The sequence below is a fragment of the Bacillus cereus group sp. BfR-BA-01524 genome, from assembly GCF_022662595.1.
GTDB lineage: Bacteria > Bacillota > Bacilli > Bacillales > Bacillaceae_G > Bacillus_A > Bacillus_A thuringiensis_S.
The window spans coordinates 1-14,071 of sequence record NZ_JAKUDW010000127.1 but is presented as its reverse complement, the minus strand read 5'-3'; the positions used below and the strand labels follow the sequence as shown (position 1 = coordinate 14,071).

Here is a 14,071-nt window from a genome sequence, read left to right as displayed (position 1 = left end):
TTGGTGATGATGGTGTCCATGATGGCCGTGTTGACCTTGATGGTGGTGGTGTCCATGTTGGCCGTGTTGACCTTGATGGTGGTGATGTCCATGATGACCGTGTTGGCCTTGGTGGTGATGGTGTACATGGTGACCGTGTTGGCCTTGATGATGGTGATGTACATGGTGACCGTGAATACCTTGCGGATAACCACCTACTCCGCCTGCTACAACACCTACTCCTGGTACCGGAAATCCTGTCTGCACTCCTCCAACAAAAGAAGGAAATGTAGTTGGTACTCCTACTGGTACTCCTCCCGCTGCTCCGCCAACAAATGTCGGGATTCCAGTTTGCACTCCGGCTACCGATGATGGAAATCCTCCTGTTAATGTTGGAATTCCAGTTTGTACACCCGCTACTGATGTAGAAAACCCTCCAGGTGTTCCGCCCATCCAGCTCGGAATTCCACCGTATCCTTGTTGTCCTCCTCCCATTAACATCATTTGTTCATAACTATCCGACCCACTCCCGAAGAAACCATGTGGTGCATTATTGTCCATCCCTTTCATTCCTTTCACCTCTTCTACTCAATTTAGCCTACCTTTTTTATCATATTTCCTATAGAAAAATAGGTGTTTGTCTGTATTGGAATTCCGCTCTTTTATTTGTACGTAGTGGAATAATTGAAAATTTAGATGAAGGTGATCCTGAGATTATTTTCTACACAAAAAAGCTCAGAGTATAAATACTCTGAGCTTTTATTTAGAATGAATTAATTTGCAACAATGTTAACAAGTTTTCCAGGAACAACAATTACTTTACGAACTGTTTTCCCTTCAATTTGGTCTTGAATTGCTTCAAGTGCGAGTTTTTCCATCTCGTCTTTTGATGCATCTTTACTCATTGTTAGTTTCGCGCGAACTTTACCCATAACTTGAACAACGATTTCAACTTCATCTTCTACAAGTTTAGCCTCATCAAATGTTGGCCAGCTTGCATATGTGATTGTTTCATTGTATCCAAGTTTGCTCCATAGTTCTTCCCCAATGTGAGGTGCAACTGGTGCAATCATTTTTACGAAACCTTCTACATATTCTTTTGGAAGTGTTTCAGCTTTGTATGCATCATTGATGAATACCATCATTTGAGAAATCGCTGTATTGAAGCGAAGCTCTACATAGTCTTCTGTTACTTTCTTCACTGTTTGGTGGTAAGCTTTTTCAAGTTCTTTATTTGGTGCATCAGTAATTTTCTCACTTAATTCACCGCTATCTTGAATGAATAGACGCCATACGCGGTCTAGGAAACGACGAGCTCCATCAAGACCATTTTCAGACCAAGCGATTGAAGCATCTAATGGTCCCATGAACATTTCGTATAGACGAAGTGTATCTGCACCGTGGCTTGCTACGATATCATCAGGGTTTACAACGTTACCTTTTGATTTACTCATTTTCTCGTTGTTTTCACCTAGAATCATACCTTGGTTGAATAATTGTTGGAACGGCTCTTTCGTTGGAACCACACCGATATCGTATAATACTTTATGCCAGAAACGAGCATATAGTAAGTGAAGTACGGCATGCTCCGCCCCGCCGATATAAATATCAACTGGAAGCCATTGTTTTACTTTTTCAGGATCTACAAGCGCTTCGCTATTGTTTGGATCGATGTAACGTAGGTAATACCAGCAGCTACCAGCCCATTGTGGCATTGTATTCGTTTCACGACGACCTTTTTTACCAGTTTCAAGATCAACAACATTTACCCACTCGTCAATGTTAGCAAGTGGTGATTCACCTGTACCTGAAGGACGGATGTTTTCTGTTTTCGGAAGAACTAATGGTAATTCTTCTTCTTTCACAGCTGTCATTGTGCCATCTTCCCAGTGAATTACTGGAATTGGCTCACCCCAATAACGTTGACGGCTGAATAACCAGTCACGTAGACGGTACGTTACTTTTTGATTTCCTGCGCTCGTTACTTCAAGCCATTCAATCATTTTTGCGATTGCTTCTTCTTTATTTAAACCATCAAGGAATGCTGAGTTTACGTGTGCACCATCACCTGTGTACACTTCTTTCGTAATGTCTCCGCCTTTTACAACTTCCTTCATTGGCAGATTGAATACTGATGCGAATTCATAGTCACGCTCATCGTGAGCTGGAACTGCCATTACAGCGCCCGTTCCGTAAGTTGCAAGAACGTAATCAGCGATCCAGATTGGTAATTTCTCACCGTTTACTGGATTAACTGCGTAAGCACCAGTGAATACACCAGTTTTTTCTTTCGCAAGTTCTGTACGTTCTAGGTCACTCTTCATTTTTACAGCGTTAATGTAAGCTTCTACTGCTTCTTTTTGTTCCGCTGTTGTAATTTCAGCAACAAGTGCATGTTCCGGAGCAAGTACACAGTATGTTGCACCGAATAATGTATCAGGGCGCGTTGTGAAAACTGTGAATTTCTCGTCTGTACCGTCGATATTGAAGTGTACTTCTGCGCCTTCAGAACGACCAATCCAGTTACGTTGCATATCTTTTAAGCTTTCTGGCCAATCAAGCTCATCTAGATCTTCTAATAGACGATCTCCGTAAGCTGTAATTTTTAACATCCACTGTCTCATCGGACGACGCTCAACTGGATGTCCGCCGCGCTCACTCTTACCGTCAATGATTTCTTCGTTTGCAAGTACTGTACCAAGCGCTGGGCACCAGTTTACAGGTACTTCATCAACGTAAGCTAAACCTTTTTCAAATAGTTTTAGGAAGATCCATTGTGTCCACTTGTAGTAGTTTGGATCTGTTGTATTTACTTCACGATCCCAATCATAAGAGAAGCCTAATGCTTTAATTTGATTACGGAACGTATTAATATTAATCTCTGTAAATTCTGCCGGACTGTTTCCAGTATCAAGTGCATATTGCTCTGCTGGAAGACCGAATGCATCCCATCCCATTGGATGAAGAACGTTATACCCTTGCATACGCTTCATACGAGATAAAATATCTGTCGCTGTATAACCTTCTGGATGTCCTACGTGTAAGCCTGCACCTGATGGATATGGGAACATATCTAGTGCATAAAATTTTGGTTTTTCTGTCTCATCTGGCGTACGGAATGTTTTATTCTCTTCCCAGTACCCTTGCCACTTCTTCTCAATGTCTTGATGATTAAAGTTCATGAGATACCCTCCTTGAAATTCTATTTATTTTCACCGCCCAAAATACAAAAAACCTCTCATCCCTAGAAAGGGACGAGAGGTTATAGATTCCCGCGGTACCACCCTAAATTAATGTAAAAATATACATTCGCTTAGATCCGTAACGTGGATTAACGGCAATTGCTACTATTAGTTTCACAACTGCAACTCAAAGGCGAGTTCATAACGAAACGTGGATTGACTTGCACCGACCGTCAACTCTCTAAACCAGCTTCTATTACTACTACTCCTTCTCACTGTTATTACACATATAAGTTAAGTGAACTATCCTTCACCTAGTATCTCTTAAGGACTTACTTAAAGCGAGGACTTCTCGGTTAATCGTTACTCTTAATAACTAACGAATTCATCTTAAGACAGCCGAGCTATCTCCCTTGTTCTAAAGGTTGTTTTATTTAAATATATTCTAAAACATGTGAACATGTTCCGTCAAACTAAACTGCAATTTTTTCTTCAACTGTTTCTTCTACTTTTACTCGTTTATCATAAATACTCGTTGCTATAAGCGCTACTACAAGCATTACCATGATTGCTATAAACAATACTTCCATATTGTATAAATCTACAATTGCTCCGCCAACGACCGGCCCGAACATTTTCCCTACAGTCGCCGCACTATTTACGACCCCTTGATAAAACCCTAATTTATCTTTTGGTGCAAGTATATTTGCAATCGTTGGAACCGCAGGCCATACAAATAACTCACCAATTGTTAATGTTACCATCGCAACGAGGAACATCGTAAATTGCTGCGCTTGACTTAACACAATGAATGACGCCGCAAAAATGAAGATTCCAATCATAATTTGCTGTTTTAAAGAACGCTTCATCCAGCGAATTAGCATACTAACAAGTGGCTGCGCACAAACAATCATCGCTCCGTTTATCGTCCATAATAAACTATAGTGACGAAGGCTAATATTCAATTCTTGCATATGTGTTGCAATCGCTCCTTGCCACTGTACGTATGTAACCCAGCATAAAGCATATGCTACACATACGATAAGAAGTGCTTTGAATCCAGGTGTAAGTGACCAACCTTTTTTTGTCTCAACTTCTTTTTGCACTCCTGGCTCTTTCTTGTCTTCCATACCACGGAATCCAATAAAAGCAATTAAGAAGAAAACAAAGTATAAAATAAAGTTCGCTAAGAAAATATAATCAAAACGATATGAAGCAACTAAACCACCACACGCTGTTCCAATCGCAATACCAACGTTTTGTCCAACGTACATCGCATTAAACGCTCGTCTTCCGCCCTCTGGCCAAACCGTACCAACCATCGCATACATCGATGGGAAGACCATCCCAGAACCGAAGCCGATTAACGCTAGCCACACAACATATAACGGCCAACCGTGGAAGAACACAAGACCTAAAATCGATACGAGTGTAATGACAATCCCTACTAAAATTGATTTATAACCGCCCCATTTATCAAATAAAACACCGCCGAGCAAGTTTCCGATTACACCAGTAAGCGAGTTGATCATTAGTACCATCCCGGCCACAGATAAAGATTTTCCTAGGTGATCATGCAAATAAATTGTATTAAAAGGCCATAAAAAAGAAGCACCCGTGACATTAATAATCATCCCAGCTACTAATAGCCATACTTTCCTTGGCATAGTTTCCCCTCCTATTCTATTTTTTTCGTTCATATATAACAGTAAAATTGTAGTCGTTTTTAAATAGGAAGGCAACTGATTAATAGTTGATGAAATTCAGATAATGGTTTATCGGTAAATGAAATTATATTTATCCCTGCTTGAAAATATATCAGCGATTTTCCAATTATATCGACCACAACTTGAAATATATCAGCGATTTTCTAAATATATCGACTTACCGACAAAAAACGAAATCCGTAACAATATAGAAATAAGGGAGACTGCATAAAGTTCATGCAGTCTCCCTTATTTCTACTATCCAACTTCTTTTTCTCTCTTCGCACTTTCTTTAGCGCTCCATTTAAATATTTTATCTAATAAGGAATATATTCTCCCAGATTCTTTCGTTAACAAAGGTCCTAACGATGCCAATATTAAAACATACAAAGCTGAGAACGGTTTAATCATTGCCATTAAGCCGCCCGCAATTCCAATATTAGCGACGATAATGGAAAATTCTCCGCGTGATACAAGTGTTAAACCGATATTTGTAGAAGCCTTATGTGATAACCCGGCTTTACGTCCCGCAACCATTCCAGCAGTAAAATTACCGATAAGAGTAATGAAAACTGCTCCTAATGCCAACCACACTGCTCCTCCAAGCGAAAATGGGTCTATACTTAAACCGAAGCTGAAAAAGAATATAGCTCCAAAGAAATCACGAAACGGAACAACGAGCTGTTCAATTCGATCACTATGCTCTGTTTCAGAAAAGACGAGCCCTAATAATAATGCTCCAATCGCCTCTGCAACATGAATCGTTTCTGAAAATCCTGCTACGAAGAACAAAATAGCGAATATTACGATAATAAAAATTTCATTGGATGAAATATCTAACATTTTATTTAAAAATCGTGTAGCTTTTCTAGCAACTACAAAGAATAGTAACATATATCCTACTGCAATTAAAATGGATGTAAGAGCACCTACAAATGACGTTGCCCCTCCGAGTACTAATCCTGAAACGACTGATAAATATACCGCTAAAAAGATATCGTCAAACATAATGATTCCTAAAATTAGCTCCGTCTCTTTATTACCAGATCTTCTTAAATCAACAATTACTTTCGCAACAATTGCACTCGATGAAATTGTTATGATCCCAGCAATAATTAATGTTTCTAATAAGGGGAAACCCATTATATATCCGTAAAGTAAACCTAATATAAAATTAAGTGATATATGAACAGTTCCCCCAAAAGCAATTGATTTTCCTGATTTAATTAATTTTTTAATTGAGAATTCTAAGCCTAAATAGAATAAGAGGAATATAACGCCAACACGGCCGAGGAAGGAAATAACTTCTCCGCTTTCAATAAATCTTAAATCGATAAGCCCTAAATCTGGGGCATGAGGCCCCACTAGCATACCGAGTATAATGAGAAACGGAATAATCGAGAACTTTAACTTTGCAGCGAGAATAGCTGCAAAAGCGACTAATACTAACGCAGTTCCAACTTCAAAGATTAAAGTATCCATCGATTATGAATCCCCTCCTACTGAAAGCAACTCATTAATAATTCTTTTTACTTCATGTCTTTCGCCTGATAATACAAGCATATCGCCAGCTTCAATGATAGAATCTGGGCCTGGATTAAAGAACTTCTTCATATTCTTTTTCAAAATGGCAATGATTGTTACATTATATGTGTTTCGGACATGTAAACTACCAATTGTTTTTTGTACGACTGGTGCATTATTTTCCACCTTAAACCACTCTATTGATAATCCTTCAAAAGCCATTTCAATCGTATCTAAAGCTTGTGGTCTATATACCATTCCGCCCAATATAGCTGCAATTTGTCTCGCTTCGGAATCACGAAGAGAGACGCTTGAAATACTCTCCTCATGATCCGCATCAAAATGGTACATTTCTCTTCGGCCATCATCATGAATAACGATAACCATCTTTTCATTACCTTTTGTAATCACTTCAAACTTACATCCAATACCCGGCAGTTCACTCTCTCTAATATTCATATTTTCCGCCCCCTAATTTTTTAGTTACAGCTTTTATAAATCGACATCAATCTCCGTTTTAAAGGTCTCATCCTTTGAGATACCTAAATACTTTAACGTCTCTGATGGAGTCGCGTGATGAAAATGTTTTTGCAATAGCGCAATCGCTATCCCTCTTTTGTATGCATGAAATCCAAACGTTTTTCGCATTGAATTCGTTCCGATTTTACCAACAACTCCAACTGCTTCTGCAGCATTATGAATTACACGATACGCTTGTTGGCGCGTAATTGAATTTGGCGTTTTATTAGATTGAAATACGTAATTTTCTCTTTTAACGCCAATAGATTGTACGTAATCTAAAAGCGCTTCTTTTACTTTTGTATTTAAATAAATATCTTGTTTAAATTTTTCATCTTTCACAGGAAGAGTATAAAACTCTTTAACAGTCCCGTCTTCATGTAATACATCTTCAAATTTCATACTAAGTAGTTCTGTAATTTTTAATCCTGTGTTAATTCCAATAACAAATAAAAGATAATCTCGCTGGGAGTGCTCTTTTAAATATTTTTTCATAGCCTCAATTTGGTTTATATCTTTTAATGCCTCTACAACTTCCATACATGTATTCTCCTCATCTTATGAACGGTAATTTTCTCATCATGTTGTCCATTTTACCTTATCATGCTATGAGATTTCCATGTATTATCCATTATTTTCACAATATACTTTTGTGATCCAAGCAGTTTTCAATTTGGAAATTTACAATTGTACAAATACGTTATGGTTAGAAAAGAAATAGGGGATAAAAGTTCAGCTTCTTTCTATAGATTGGATTCCTCCTTTCCTTATCCAGCTGCTTCTACTTTTATATTACGTTACTTATTTACATTATATTATACATTTCAGTAACATTAAAGTGTTTTTTCTGAAAATAATAAAAACCGAGCGATTTCGCTCGGTTTTTTATTAATCTTCTTTCGGAAGAACAATTCCTTTATACAATTGAACTGTAATAAGGTAATAAATCGTGTAAATAACTACGAAAATTACGATTGGTACCCAAATACGGAAGTACGGATCGACTAAAATAAATCCGAAAATATTCATACCAACTAATACGTGAGCAATACCCACAATTGCTGGGAATAAGAATACTAAGAATAACTCTTTATAAATTGATTTCGTTAATAATTCACGGCGTACACCGATTTTACGAAGCATTTGATAACGCGTAATATCTTTTGATGCACCAGAAAGAATTTTGAACATAAGACAGCTTGCCATCATTGCTAAGAAAGCAATTCCAAGGAAGAAGCCCATAAACACTGTTCCGCTCGCAACACCATAGAACATGTCGTAAGATTGATATTTACTGTTCATTCTTTCAGCTGTTACATTTTTATATTTATCTAGTTGCAACTCGTCAAGTTTTTTCCATTCTTTTGTATATGTTAAGAAATCATCTGCTTTTCCGATAAATGCTATACCTTCTTTACCACTTATCCCATCGTACATTTTTTGATCTACAATTTTAATCGCATGATCTTCGTATATATAATATGGATGAATTGTGCTAAAAGCATCGACCCATTCTTCTGGAAGTTCTTTAGCGTTCGCATCTTTTTCATTCATTTCTCTAGAAACTGCGCCTACTGGTAATTCCTGTGAAGCCTTCTTCGTATTTACTAAATCCTTCATCGACTTCATATTTTCCATATCTTTTACTAAAGGACGATTTTTCTCTAAATCTTCTTTTACATAGTAAACGTATTTATCATCTACTTTGTAACGATATTCGCTTTTCTCTTTAAATGTAATACCGTCTAAAATTTTCTTTTCTTCAGCTGTCGGATTGTGAACTACTGAATCATAGATTACTAAACCATCAACCATTTTTATAACGTTATTTTTAAACGCCATACCACCTGAAATTGCACCAGCTCCAAGAGCAACTAACATCGCTACCGTAGCAAGTACTTTCGTTAAGCTATTAATACGGAAATTTAATTGTGCAAATGTAAAAGCATTAAGTCCTTTTTCACTACGCTTTTTATTACTTTTTAACTTTTTAATAATGACTGGAAGAAGTGATCCAAATAGCATGTAAGTACCAGCTGTTGTTGTAATTAATGCAATAAGGATTCCCATCTCTCTTAATTTTTCCATATAAATCATTGATGCATAGCCAATTCCTAATAAAATAACCGCTAGGAATGCAACTAAACCTGTCATTTTTCCTTTTACTGCAACACGTTCTGTTTGTGCATCTGCATGTACAAGTTGCAATACAGAAATACGTGATAACTTAATACTGTTCATAATTGCTGATAGTACAAATAATGCAAAGAAGAAAATACAAGTAACGGTCATTGATGGCAGGTAAAATGCTTTATAGCCTTCACCAGCAAATTCTAATTGTTTCATTAATAATTGACCGATACCTTCTGCAAGTCCTACACCAACTGTAATACCGATCGCAAGAGACGCGGCGCCTAATACAATTGTCTCAATAAACATAAGTAATGTAACTTTATGCTTTTTTGCTCCTAACATCATATACATACCAAACTCTTTTTGACGAAGAGATAGTAAGAAAGAGTTCGCATATAAAATATAGAAGAACGTTATGATTGCTAATAAAAATGAACCTGCTTGGAATACAAATCCGATTGATTTAATCACTGAATTAGATTCAAGAAATGATTCATTTAGTGCTAACGTTTGAAACATATAAAAAATTGAAATCGACATGACAAGACCGACAAGTAAGACGATGTAATCTTTTAGCTTACTCTTTAGCCCTGACATGGAAAGTTTGAATAACATGCTCTAGAACCTCCCTTCTTACGCTTTTTGTGTACCTAAGTCCGCAAGCACATCTAAAATTTCTTTATAAAACTCTTCACGTGTACCGTCGCGGTGAATTTCTTTATATAGCTCACCATCTTGAATGAATAAAATACGCTGACAGTAACTTGCACTATACGGATCATGTGTAACCATCATAATAGATACGCCTTGATCTTTATTTAAGTTTGTCATCGCATCAAGTAAACTCGTTGCATTTTTAGAATCAAGCGCTCCTGTTGGCTCGTCCCCTAAAATAATTGCAGGTTCATGCACTAACGCACGTGCTGCTGCTGAACGTTGTTTCTGTCCACCAGATACTTCAGATGGATACTTTTGAAGAATTTCTGTAATCCCTAACATATCCGCTACTTTTTCTACTTTCGGTCCAATATTACGTGACGCGACACCTTGAAGAGATAATGGAAGTGCGATGTTTTCATAAATAGATAAGTTCTCTAATAAGTTAAAGTCTTGGAAAATGAATCCTAATTTTTGTGAACGGAAATCAGAAAGTTCACCTTGCTTCATTTTCGTAATATCCGTACCCGCAATTTCAACAACGCCGCCCGTTGCTTTATCAAGTGTTGAAATTACGTTTAATAATGTCGTTTTACCAGAACCAGATGGTCCCATAATCCCTACAAACTCACCCTCTTGAATTGAGAATGAAACACCTTTTAACGCATGTGATTGGTTCTCACCTTTTTTACCGTACACTTTTTGGACGTTTTTCACGTCTACAACTGGTTTCGTCATATATATCCTCCTACGCTTGTTTTTCCATTACCTATTTTGCGCTTTTTAGAGGCGAACTGCTATTTGTTAACATTACATTTACCTTACACTTTTGTAATATAAAAAAGATAAGTGTGTAAGGTTCGTTGATAAATGAAATTTTATTAGCGATTTTCAATATATATCGGCGATCCGCGAAGGAATAGCGACTTACCGAAAAAGATGACAATAAAAATGGGCTGTTCCACAAAAGGAACAGCCCACTTCTCTCTTTATTTCTTTAAAGGTGTTACCGTCCAATAGGTAATAACACGCCAAATCCATTCTAATGGACCCATTTTAAAGATTTTCATCCAAATTACGCTAAATACAATTTGAATTGCATAAATTGCAATACATACATATAACGTCTGCATGTAAGTTAAGTTTTCTGCAAAGTTAAATACACTTCCTGCGATTAAAATCATTGCAGTTTGTCCAATATAATTCGTTAAAGCCATTCGGCCATAATATTTCAGTGGTGCTAACAATGTTTGAACTGGTTTTAATTGAAGTAATAAAATTAATGCTCCAACATAGAAAGCTGAAATAATCGGTCCAACTGTAACACCAATTTTTAAAAATTGGCTTGCAGCATTCATTGTTCCATCCTCATTCTCAAGTACCATATTTATAAATGGTTCAGCAGGAACGTGCCTATATTGATACCATACAGCTATGACACTTAAAACAAACATAATACCTGTAAAAATAGCGACTTTCTTTATATTTTGCACAAGGTTTTCAAATACACGATATTGTCCTGCAGCAAGCCCTAATAAAATTAAGCCAAGTGGTAATAGTTCTTTAACTCCCATTACACTGAAGGCAATTGTCAAAATAAGTCCTAGTACTAGGTTCACTGCTTTTTTCGCTTTATAAAACGGTAAAACGATTAATCCGCAAATTGCGTATAACGCCAGCGCTTCCCCAGGCTGAAACATTTGATGAATTAAACCAAAAATAAATAATGCTACTAAGCGACGTAAAAATAAAACATAGCCATTTTTCCCTTTCGCAATCGCTCTTGAAATAAAGATATAAAATCCTACTCCAAATAAGAATGAGAAGATTGAGAAGAAACGACCTTCTACAAATAAGTATAGAAACCTTTGATAGCTCGCATCCACTGTATTAGGATCTGGGATTTTAATATGAAGTAGTGCAAGAATATTTACTAAAATAATCCCCAGTAATGCAAAGCCACGAATGTAATCTAACTCATCAATTCGCTTGTTTGTAATATTGTTCCCCATAAAGCAACTCCTTGTATAAAATTTAATCCTTCCTTACTCTACTGGAGAAAGCTGTTCACAACTATCGACAAACCTTACATAAATCTTACATTATTGTCATATAGCAAAATAAAACCAGGTCATATTTCGACCTGGTTTACTCTGATTGTTTCGATTTTTGAGGTTGTCCTTTTTTACTATTACGCTGTTTTACTTGAACAATCGGATCAAGTTCATTCGAAAACTCAGCGTTATGTCCATTTTGTGTTTTTTGCTCTGGGTTATTTTGATCTGAACGTTTCGCCATTACATTCACTCCTTATTAGTGCGGTGTAATAATCATTTGATGTTGCAATTGGCGAATTGCCATACGTGCTCTATTTAATTGCTCACGTTGCTCATCATTCGCATGTTGTTGCATCGTTTGTAAATCGTTATATGCTTGTTCTAATTGCAACTGCGCATCCGAATACTCCATCGTATTATAATGCTCTTGTCTCATACCTTGGTCTAATTGTTCTTTCGCATATTCCACCGCTTGTTCCGCTTGTGTAATATACGATTCAAGTGATTGACGCTCTGCCATAATTGTCCCTCCTTGCTTCAATTCCCCTTTAGTGTGTCCCTTCCTTATGAACCTTATGAGTATGTTATAATGGATTTTGTGTTATTTTGACTCGGCTTAGGAGGGAAAGTAATGAAGGTTCAAAACCCTTTTCCATATACAAACGACAATAAACGTTATCATACATGGAATTATCATTTACGAAATGAATTTGGTGAAAAAATCTTTAAAGTTTCATTAGATGCTGGCTTCGATTGCCCGAACCGTGACGGTACAGTTGCTTATGGCGGTTGTACATTTTGCAGTGCTGCTGGATCTGGTGACTTCGCTGGCGATCGCCGCGATGATGTTATAACGCAATATCATGAAATGAAAGAAAAAATGCGCTCAAAGTGGAAAGATGGAAAATGTATCGCTTATTTCCAGGCTTACACAAATACACATGCACCACTTGAAGTGTTAAAAGAAAAATTCGAACCGCTTCTAGCAGAAAAAGACGTTGTCGGTCTTTCTATCGCAACTCGTCCAGATTGTTTACCAGACGATGTTGTTGAATATTTAGCGGACTTAAATAAACGCACTTACCTTTGGGTTGAACTCGGACTACAGACTGTTCATGAACGTACTGCAAATCTTATTAATCGCGCTCACGATTATCCGTCTTATGTGGAAGGTGTAAATAAATTACGTAAGCACGGCATTCGAGTTTGTTCTCATATTATTAACGGCCTTCCACTTGAAGATTACGACATGATGATGGAAACAGCTCGTGAAGTAGCGAAGCTTGACGTACAAGGAATTAAAATCCACTTACTTCACTTATTAAAAGGAACGCCAATGGTGAAGCAATATGAAAAAGGACCACTCGAGTTCCTTTCTCTTGAGGATTACGTAAGTCTCGTTGTTGACCAACTTGAAATTATTCCAGAAGACGTAATTGTGCACCGTATCACAGGTGACGGTCCACCTGATTTAATGATTGGCCCAATGTGGAGCTTAAATAAATGGGAAGTATTAAATTCCATCGATGCAGAATTTGTGCGCCGCGGAAGCTGGCAAGGAAAATATGCAAATGAGGAGAAACAAAAATGAAATTAGAACGTGTATTACCGTTTGCTCGCTCGCTTCTGCAAACGGCAGTAAAAGAAGGCGATTACGCTGTAGATGCAACTTTAGGAAACGGCCATGACACTTGCTTCCTAGCTGAAATCGTTGGAGATAACGGAAAAGTATTTGGATTTGATATTCAAAAAGAGGCAATTGAAAGCTCAACAACTCGTCTAAAAGAAAAAGAGCTTTTTGAACGTACTGTTTTAGTTCACGATAGTCACGATACGCTTCTATCCGTATTACCGGAAGATGCAAAAGGAAAAGTAACAGGCGCAATTTTCAACTTAGGTTACCTTCCAGGCGGAGACAAGCATATCGTTACAAAACCGAACTCAACAATCTCAGCGATCGAACAATTATTAGAAGTAATGGCACCTGAAGGTATCATCGTCCTTGTTATTTACCACGGACATCCAGAAGGACAAGTAGAACGCGACGCTGTTCTCAAATTTGCCGAAGAACTAGACCAAAAACAAGCGCACGTACTGCGATACGGCTTCATTAACCAGCAAAATAACCCACCATTTATTGTGGCGATTGAGAAGCGATAAAGTGAAACTTTAATCAGTGGGGGCATCCCCACTGATTATTAGTTGAACCAATCGGGCATTTATGGGCAGTTTATCTCCCACCTAACCTCTTTGCTCCAGGCGAATTTTAAGGTGGGAGTTTTACTGCCCGTTAATGCGGGGTAATATATCAACG

12 protein-coding genes, 2 pseudogenes and 1 other annotated feature are annotated in these 14,071 nt (G+C 37.5%); of the genes and pseudogenes, 3 read left to right on the top strand and 11 right to left on the bottom strand.

Translation table 11 applies throughout. From position 1 onward, the window contains the following. Positions 1-549 (bottom strand): annotated as a pseudogene (locus MR170_RS27380) (hypothetical protein); the annotation flags it as partial. Positions 550-644: 95 nt separating this feature from the next. Here MR170_RS27380 and MR170_RS27375 point away from each other — a divergent pair. Next, a pseudogene (locus tag MR170_RS27375) lies at positions 645-725 on the top strand (GNAT family N-acetyltransferase); the annotation flags it as partial. 27 nt (positions 726-752) lie between these two features. Here the strand turns inward: MR170_RS27375 and leuS are convergent. From leuS to MR170_RS27325, 10 genes are all read right to left on the bottom strand, one after another. Continuing rightward, positions 753-3,161: a leucine--tRNA ligase gene (gene leuS, locus MR170_RS27370; RefSeq protein WP_242310142.1), complete on the bottom strand. Its 2,409-nt coding sequence runs from the start codon at positions 3,159-3,161 to the stop codon at positions 753-755. Positions 3,162-3,226: 65 nt separating this feature from the next. Beyond that, positions 3,227-3,446, bottom strand: a binding site (T-box leader). Positions 3,447-3,634: 188 nt separating this feature from the next. Beyond that, positions 3,635-4,828 carry an MDR family MFS transporter gene (locus MR170_RS27365; protein ID WP_001137538.1) on the bottom strand — a complete coding sequence of 398 codons (1,194 nt, stop codon included), beginning with the start codon at positions 4,826-4,828 and terminating at the stop codon, positions 3,635-3,637. A gap of 297 nt (positions 4,829-5,125) precedes the next feature. After that, entirely contained in the window at positions 5,126-6,349 is a 1,224-nt protein-coding gene (locus tag MR170_RS27360) for a cation:proton antiporter (RefSeq protein WP_242310139.1), read from the bottom strand. A 3-nt stretch (positions 6,350-6,352) separates the two neighbouring features. Further along, positions 6,353-6,850: a cation:proton antiporter regulatory subunit gene (locus tag MR170_RS27355; RefSeq protein WP_001026053.1), complete on the bottom strand. Its 498-nt coding sequence runs from the start codon at positions 6,848-6,850 to the stop codon at positions 6,353-6,355. Positions 6,851-6,883: 33 nt separating this feature from the next. After that, complete coding sequence (locus MR170_RS27350; RefSeq protein ID WP_016079999.1) at positions 6,884-7,450, bottom strand: tyrosine-type recombinase/integrase; 567 nt, start codon at positions 7,448-7,450, stop codon at positions 6,884-6,886. A gap of 348 nt (positions 7,451-7,798) precedes the next feature. Next, positions 7,799-9,658: an FtsX-like permease family protein gene (locus MR170_RS27345; RefSeq protein ID WP_242310137.1), complete on the bottom strand. Its 1,860-nt coding sequence runs from the start codon at positions 9,656-9,658 to the stop codon at positions 7,799-7,801. Between the two features lie 18 nt (positions 9,659-9,676). Then, positions 9,677-10,438 (bottom strand): ABC transporter ATP-binding protein, encoded by a 762-nt coding sequence (locus MR170_RS27340; RefSeq protein ID WP_000165835.1) that lies wholly within the window; start codon positions 10,436-10,438, stop codon positions 9,677-9,679. 251 nt (positions 10,439-10,689) lie between these two features. Continuing rightward, positions 10,690-11,712 carry a DUF418 domain-containing protein gene (locus tag MR170_RS27335; RefSeq protein WP_242310134.1) on the bottom strand — a complete coding sequence of 341 codons (1,023 nt, stop codon included), beginning with the start codon at positions 11,710-11,712 and terminating at the stop codon, positions 10,690-10,692. Positions 11,713-11,848: 136 nt separating this feature from the next. Continuing rightward, positions 11,849-11,998: a hypothetical protein gene (locus MR170_RS27330; RefSeq protein ID WP_001129340.1), complete on the bottom strand. Its 150-nt coding sequence runs from the start codon at positions 11,996-11,998 to the stop codon at positions 11,849-11,851. 15 nt (positions 11,999-12,013) lie between these two features. Next, on the bottom strand, positions 12,014-12,277 hold the full coding sequence (locus MR170_RS27325; RefSeq protein WP_000840869.1) for a YtzC family protein: 264 nt from the start codon (positions 12,275-12,277) through the stop codon (positions 12,014-12,016). Between the two features lie 111 nt (positions 12,278-12,388). On the opposite strand from MR170_RS27325, the gene mnmL reads away from it, so the two are divergent. Continuing rightward, entirely contained in the window at positions 12,389-13,348 is a 960-nt protein-coding gene (gene mnmL, locus MR170_RS27320; RefSeq protein WP_242310132.1) for a tRNA modification radical SAM protein MnmL/YtqA, read from the top strand. Next, positions 13,345-13,917, top strand: coding sequence for a tRNA 5-(aminomethyl)-2-thiouridylate-methyltransferase MnmM (gene mnmM, locus MR170_RS27315; protein WP_000764472.1), 573 nt, complete (start codon positions 13,345-13,347; stop codon positions 13,915-13,917). The genes mnmL and mnmM overlap by 4 nt, the downstream gene beginning before the upstream one ends. Positions 13,918-14,071 lie beyond the last annotated feature (154 nt).

Excerpts from the sequence above, each read along its gene's own strand:
- leuS (WP_242310142.1), bottom strand. The coding sequence starts at position 3,161 with ATGAACTTTAATCATCAAGACATTGAGAAGAAGTGGCAAGGGTACTGG.
- mnmM (WP_000764472.1), top strand. The coding sequence starts at position 13,345 with ATGAAATTAGAACGTGTATTACCGTTTGCTCGCTCGCTTCTGCAAACG.
- MR170_RS27365 (WP_001137538.1), bottom strand. The coding sequence starts at position 4,828 with ATGCCAAGGAAAGTATGGCTATTAGTAGCTGGGATGATTATTAATGTC.
- MR170_RS27325 (WP_000840869.1), bottom strand. The coding sequence starts at position 12,277 with ATGGCAGAGCGTCAATCACTTGAATCGTATATTACACAAGCGGAACAA.
- MR170_RS27340 (WP_000165835.1), bottom strand. The coding sequence starts at position 10,438 with ATGACGAAACCAGTTGTAGACGTGAAAAACGTCCAAAAAGTGTACGGT.
- mnmL (WP_242310132.1), top strand. The coding sequence starts at position 12,389 with ATGAAGGTTCAAAACCCTTTTCCATATACAAACGACAATAAACGTTAT.
- MR170_RS27345 (WP_242310137.1), bottom strand. The coding sequence starts at position 9,658 with ATGTTATTCAAACTTTCCATGTCAGGGCTAAAGAGTAAGCTAAAAGAT.
- MR170_RS27330 (WP_001129340.1), bottom strand. The coding sequence starts at position 11,998 with ATGGCGAAACGTTCAGATCAAAATAACCCAGAGCAAAAAACACAAAAT.
- MR170_RS27355 (WP_001026053.1), bottom strand. The coding sequence starts at position 6,850 with ATGAATATTAGAGAGAGTGAACTGCCGGGTATTGGATGTAAGTTTGAA.
- MR170_RS27350 (WP_016079999.1), bottom strand. The coding sequence starts at position 7,450 with ATGGAAGTTGTAGAGGCATTAAAAGATATAAACCAAATTGAGGCTATG.
- MR170_RS27335 (WP_242310134.1), bottom strand. The coding sequence starts at position 11,712 with ATGGGGAACAATATTACAAACAAGCGAATTGATGAGTTAGATTACATT.
- MR170_RS27360 (WP_242310139.1), bottom strand. The coding sequence starts at position 6,349 with ATGGATACTTTAATCTTTGAAGTTGGAACTGCGTTAGTATTAGTCGCT.